Here is a 5,892-nt window from a genome sequence, read left to right as displayed (position 1 = left end):
CCGTACCCGAAGTAGAACACGAGCACGGCCACGGCCCCCGCTCCCGTGACCGGGACGGCAGGGGCCGTGCGGGCGGGACCCGGCGGATCAGTTCCAGCTGGCGTGCAGCGGCTTGCCCTCGGCGTAGCCGGCCGCGCTCTGGATGCCGACGACGGCCTTGTCGGCGAACTCCTCCAGGGTGCCGGCTCCGGCGTAGGTGCACGCGGAGCGGACGCCCGCGATGATCGAGTCGATCAGGTCCTCGACGCCCGGGCGGGCCTGGTCGAGGAACATGCGGGAGGTGGAGATGCCCTCCTCGAACAGCGCCTTGCGGGCGCGGTCGTACGCCGACTCCTCCGAGGTGCGGTTGCGCACCGCGCGCGCGGAGGCCATGCCGAACGACTCCTTGTAGGGGCGGCCGTCCGCGTCGTGCTGGAGGTCGCCGGGCGACTCGTAGGTGCCGGCGAACCAGGACCCGATCATCACGTTGGACGCGCCGGCCGCGAGCGCCATCGCCACGTCGCGCGGGTGGCGGACACCGCCGTCGGCCCACACATGCTTGCCGTACTTCCTCGCCTCCGCCGCGCACTCCAGGACGGCGGAGAACTGCGGACGGCCGACGCCGGTCGCCATGCGGGTGGTGCACATGGCACCGGGGCCGACACCGACCTTGACGATGTCCGCGCCCGCCTCGACGAGGTCCCTGACGCCTTCGGCGGAGACGATGTTGCCGGCCACGACCGGCACCCGCGGGTCGAGGTCGCGGACCAGCTTGACGGCGCTGATCATCGACTCCTGGTGGCCGTGCGCGGTGTCGATGACGAGGGTGTCGACGCCCGCGTCGAGCAGCTGCTCGGCCTTGCCCGCCACGTCGCCGTTGATGCCCACGGCGGCGGCGACGCGCAGTGTGCCGTTCGCGTCGGTGGCCGGGGTGTAGAGGGTGGCGCGCAGGGCGCCCTTGCGGGTGAGGATGCCGGCGAGCCTGCCGTCCCGGTCGACGGCCGGGGCGTAGCGGCGGTTGGCGGAGTCGAGGGTGTTGAAGGCCTCGCGCGGGTCGATGTCCGCGTCGAGCAGCAGCAGGTCCTTGCTCATCACCACTTCGAGCTGGGTGAAGCGGTCGACGCCGGTCAGGTCCCGGTCGGTGACCACGCCGACGGGCCGGTGCTGCTCGTCGACCACCACACCGGCGTTGTGCGCGCGCTTGGGCAGCAGGGCGAGGGCGTCGGCGACCGTCTGGTGCGGGGCCAGCACGATCGGGGTGTCCAGGACCAGGTGGCGGCTCTTGACCCAGGAGATCACGTCGGTGACGACGTCGATCGGGATGTCCTGCGGGATGACCACCAGGCCGCCGCGGCGGGCCACGGTCTCGGCCATGCGGCGGCCGGCGATCGCGGTCATGTTGGCGACGACGAGCGGGATGGTGGTGCCCGTGCCGTCCGGGGAGCTGAGGTCCACGCCCTGACGGGAGCCGACCGCGCTGCGGCGCGGCACCATGAAGACGTCGTCGTACGTCAGGTCGTACGCGGGCCGGATGTCGTTGAGGAAACGCACGTGCTGCACATCCCAGTCGATCAGAGGTGACCCCCGGGCAGGTCCGCCCGGGGGAAAGAGCACGTACTTCATTCTCCCATGGCGCGGGCCGTGCCGTGCCCGGACGGAACGTCCAGGCCGGCCGGCGGCTCCCTAGGAGGAACCTCCAAGCGCGAGGGCGACGTCCAGGGCCAGCCGGCCGCCCGCCGAGGCGGCGAAGACCTCCTCGGCGATCTCCCATTCCTCCGGCCTGGCCTGCGCGTACGCCTGCCAGCCCCGAACCACGATCAGCATCCCCCGCTCCACGGCCTCGGCGGGCCAGAGGGTCTCGTCGCCGAGGCTGTCGGCCAGCGCGTCCCAGTTCCGTCCGAACCAGTCGGGCAGCGCGAGCGCACGGGCGGCGCGGTCCATCAGTCCCGCCTTGTCCGTGACACCGTCGAGGTCCAGCGCGACCACGACCCGGCCCGCCAGGTCTTCGCTCATCTCAGTACCGCCCGGAACGTGTTGTAGTGGTCGTCGGTGTAGTAGATCTCCCCGCCCCGGCCGGTGACGATGCGCTTTGCCCCGCGGTTCTGCGCTCCCGGAGTGCGCACCGTGTACTCGTGGTAGTAGCCGCGCGGCTCCTTGGGCAGCCTTTTCTCGAAGTTGCCGAAGACGGTGCCGTCCTGCCGGTACGGGAAGGGGCCGCCCCGGTCGATGAGGTCCAGGGTGTGCCGGGCCTCGGCCGGCAGCCGGGACGCGCCGACGGTGGCCATGCCGTGGGCCCATGACGGACCGGACGGACCGGAGGCCGTCGTCCCGGAGGGCGAGCAGCCCGTCAGGAGGACGGCGAGGGCGACGAGGAGCCCCGCGAGCACACGGGGAACGAACCGCAGAAGCATGCCGCCGATGCTCCCACGGCCGTCCCGCGCGGGCTCGTCAGGCCCCGTCCGGGTCTGCCCGGTTGAGGGCGGGCCTCGGGGTGGACCCCGCCGCCATCAGGTAGTCCGCGGCCGAGGTGTCCGTCACCAGGCTGGTGACCAGGCCGGAGCGCAGCACCGCGTCGATCGCCGCCGCCTTGCGCTGCCCGCCCGCGATCGCGACGACCTCGGGGATACGGCGCAGCTGGTCGGCCTTGACCGTGATGCACCGCTCCCCCAGATCCCGTCCGATCCGGCGGCCCTCGGCGTCGAAGAGGTGCGCGGCCATCTCGGCGGCGACGCCGAGCGAGGCGTAGTGGGCGCGCTCCTCGTCGCTGAGCATGTCGTGCACCGTGGAGATGCCCGGCTCCCAGGAGCCGATGGACACACAGGCGACGGTGACCTTGTCGAAGTACTCGAACGCGCGGGCGATCCCGGTCTGGTTGCGCAGCGCGGCCGCGGTGGCCGCGTCCGGCAGGAGCATCGGCGCGTAGATGGGGTGGGCGTCGCCGCCCGAGACCTGGGCGGCGCGGCGTACGGCCTCCACCGAGCCGCGCTCGGAGGTCCCGGCGTCGTACACGCCCGTCAGCTGCACCACCGTGCACGGCGGCAGCCGGTTCAGGGCCACCGCCATGTGGATGGTGGACCGGCCCCAGGCCAGGCCGAGGACGTCCCCCTCGTTGACGAGTTCGCCGAGCAGGTCGGCAGCCACCTCGCCGAGGTTCTCCGGGTCGGGCGTCTCCTCCGCGTCGGCCGGGGACTCCACGACGACGGCGTGCCTGAGACCGTAGCGGGCGCGGAGCGCGTCGGAGCGCTCGGCGTCCAGCTCGGCCGGCACCCGGATCTCGATGCGTACGAGATCCCGTTCGAGAGCGGTCTCCAGGACCCGGGCCACCTTGAAGCGGCTGACGCCGAACTCCTCGGCGATCTGGATCTTGGATTTGCCCTCGAGGTAGAAACGGCGGGCCATGGCCGCTGCCTGCACCAGCTCAGCGGGTCCCATCCGCACTGCCGACCGGCCCGCTGACATACCCGACACGGTGCTCTCCTCACTGCTGTTCACACTTTGGACTCGCCGTTCATCCTTGCAGATCCGGCTCGCTTGATCAGCCCTGATGGGAGCCGTTCACGTACCCGTTGTTCAGTGGCCGCACGCCCAGGACGCCTTCGCGGTGGCCGTCTCCGCCCGGGTGCGCAGTGCACGTACCGCCTCGGCCGGGTCCTTCGCCCCGTAGACCGCCGAGCCGGCCACGAAGACGTCGGCGCCGGCGTCCGCGCACTGTTCGATCGTCGAGGCCGACACCCCGCCGTCGACCTGGAGCCACAGCTGCAGGCCGTGCTTGTCGATCAGCTCCCTGGTGCGGCGGATCTTGGGCAGCATGATGTCGAGGAACGCCTGCCCGCCGAAGCCCGGCTCCACCGTCATGATCAGGAGCATGTCCAGCTCGGGGAGCAGGTCCTCGTACGGCTCGATGGGGGTGGCGGGCCTGAGGGCCATCGAGGCCCGGGCGCCCTTGGCGCGGATCTCGCGGGCCAGCCGGACGGGGGCGGCGGCCGCCTCCACGTGGAAGGTCACGGAGGAGGCACCCGCTTCGACGTACTGCGGCGCCCACCGGTCGGCCTGCTCGATCATCAGATGGCAGTCCAGCGGGGTGTCCGTCGCCCGGGCCAGCGACTCCACGACCGGGAGACCGAGCGTGAGGTTGGGGACGAAGTGGTTGTCCATGACGTCCACGTGGAGCCAGTCGGCCCCTTCGACCGCCCGCGCCTCCTCGGCGAGACGTGCGAAGTCGGCGGACAGGATGCTGGGGTTGATCTGCACGGCCATGACCCAAGCGTGCCATGCCCGAGCCCGGTTGTTCGCGCCGGTCCCCGGCCGGGCGTCCGGGCATGGTCTCAGCCGGTGCGGCGGACGAGGGCCAGGTACATCGCGTCGGTCCCGTGCAGGTGCGGCCACAGCTGTACGTCGGGGCCGTCGCCGAGGGCGGGGACGCCCGGAAGGAGGGGGCGGGCGTCGATCAGGGCGGCCTCGGGGAACTGCTTGAGCACGTCGGCGACGACCGCGCGGGTCTCGGCGAGGTGGGGCGAGCAGGTGGCGTAGCCGACGACACCGCCGACGCGGACGGACTCGAGGGCCGCGCGCAGCAGGCCGCGCTGGAGCGGGGCGAAGCCGTCCAGGTCCTCCGGGCGGCGCCGCCAGCGCGCCTCGGGGCGGCGGCGCAGGGCGCCGAGGCCGGTGCAGGGGACGTCGACGAGCACGCGGTCGAAACTGCCGGGGCGCCACGGCGGGCGGGTGCCGTCGGCGGTGATCACCTGGTACGGGCCGGGGTTGCCGGCGAGCGCCCCGGCCACCAGGCCGGCCCGGTGGGGCTGTTTCTCGGAGGCGAGCAGGACGGCTCCGCGCTCTGCGGCGAGCGCGGCGAGCAGGGCCGCCTTGCCGCCGGGGCCGGCGCAGCCGTCGAGCCACTTCTCGTCGGGGCCGTCGAGGGGTGCGCCCGCGAGGGCGAGGGCGACGAGCTGGCTGCCCTCGTCCTGGACGCCGGCCCGGCCCTCCCGTACGGCGTCCACGGCGCCCGGTTCGCCGCCCTCGGTGAGCCGTACGGCGTAGGGCGACCAGCGGCCCGGAACGGCGGCCTCCTCGCGCAGCAGCTCCTCGGCGGTGGCGCGGCCCGGCCGGGCGACCAGGGTCACCTCGGGACGCTCGTTGTCGGCCCGCAGCAGGTCCTCGATGTCGGCGCGCCCGCCGCCGAGGGAGTCCCACAGGGCGGAGACGACCCAGCGGGGGTGGGAGTGGACGACGGAGAGGTGGTCCTCGGGGTCCTCGTCGTAGGGCGGGGCGACCTTCTCCAGCCAGCCGTCGAGGTCGTCGCGCGCGACCTTGCGCAGCACGGCGTTGACGAACTTGGCCCGACCGTCGCCGAGCACGACCCGCGCGAGCTCGACGGTGGCGGACACGGCGGCGTGGCTCGGGATGCGGGTGCCGAGCAACTGGTGGACGCCGAGGCTCAGCACGTCCAGGACCGGCGGGTCGACCTCCCGGAGCGGCCGGTCCACGCAGGCGGCGAGGATCGCGTCGTACGTCCCCTGGCGGCGCAGTGTGCCGTACACCAGCTCGGTGGCCAGCGCGGCGTCCCGCCCGTCGAAGTCGCTCTTCTCGCGCGCCTTGCGCAGCAGGGTCGGCAGGACGAGGTTGGCGTAGGCGTCCCGCTCGTCCACGGCGCGCAGCGCCTCGAAGGCGAGGATGCGGACGGGGTCCTTCTGGGGCCGGCGGTGGGGCTTGGCGGGCTTGCGGGGCCGACGGGAGGTGTCGCTCACGAAAAAGGTGCTCCGGATGTCTGGGTGTGCTGTGCACCCAGCCTACGTCCCGCGCCGGCCCGGCCGGTCAGCCCCCGAGGGTCTCGTTCCCGGAGATGCGCGCGCCGCGCGCCCAGTCCGCGGCCGTCATCGGCTTCTTGCCCTGGGCCTGCACCCACAGCAGCTCCAC

Annotated in this window: 6 protein-coding genes and 1 pseudogene; all 7 read right to left on the bottom strand. The window is 73.2% G+C overall.

The genetic code is table 11. The annotated features are described in order from the left end of the window. Positions 1-87: 87 nt before the first annotated feature. Positions 88-1,530: a GuaB1 family IMP dehydrogenase-related protein gene (locus tag RH94_RS00765; RefSeq protein ID WP_073945782.1), complete on the bottom strand. Its 1,443-nt coding sequence runs from the start codon at positions 1,528-1,530 to the stop codon at positions 88-90. A gap of 132 nt (positions 1,531-1,662) precedes the next feature. Then, on the bottom strand, positions 1,663-1,992 hold the full coding sequence (locus tag RH94_RS00760) for a barstar family protein (RefSeq protein ID WP_073945747.1): 330 nt from the start codon (positions 1,990-1,992) through the stop codon (positions 1,663-1,665). Continuing rightward, positions 1,989-2,390 (bottom strand): ribonuclease domain-containing protein, encoded by a 402-nt coding sequence (locus RH94_RS00755; protein WP_073945746.1) that lies wholly within the window; start codon positions 2,388-2,390, stop codon positions 1,989-1,991. The genes RH94_RS00760 and RH94_RS00755 overlap by 4 nt, the downstream gene beginning before the upstream one ends. Before the next feature lie 37 nt (positions 2,391-2,427). Continuing rightward, positions 2,428-3,471, bottom strand: coding sequence for a sugar-binding transcriptional regulator (locus RH94_RS00750; protein ID WP_073945745.1), 1,044 nt, complete (start codon positions 3,469-3,471; stop codon positions 2,428-2,430). A gap of 78 nt (positions 3,472-3,549) precedes the next feature. Next, positions 3,550-4,236, bottom strand: a complete 687-nt coding sequence (rpe, locus tag RH94_RS00745; RefSeq protein ID WP_073945744.1) for a ribulose-phosphate 3-epimerase — start codon at positions 4,234-4,236, stop codon at positions 3,550-3,552. Between the two features lie 68 nt (positions 4,237-4,304). Continuing rightward, positions 4,305-5,723, bottom strand: a complete 1,419-nt coding sequence (locus tag RH94_RS00740; RefSeq protein WP_073945743.1) for an RsmB/NOP family class I SAM-dependent RNA methyltransferase — start codon at positions 5,721-5,723, stop codon at positions 4,305-4,307. A gap of 67 nt (positions 5,724-5,790) precedes the next feature. Further along, a pseudogene (locus tag RH94_RS41730) lies at positions 5,791-5,892 on the bottom strand (methionyl-tRNA formyltransferase); the annotation flags it as partial.

This window comes from Streptomyces kebangsaanensis (assembly GCF_001906585.1).
Classification (GTDB): domain Bacteria; phylum Actinomycetota; class Actinomycetes; order Streptomycetales; family Streptomycetaceae; genus Streptomyces; species Streptomyces kebangsaanensis.
This window is presented reverse-complemented; position numbering and strand designations above follow the sequence as displayed.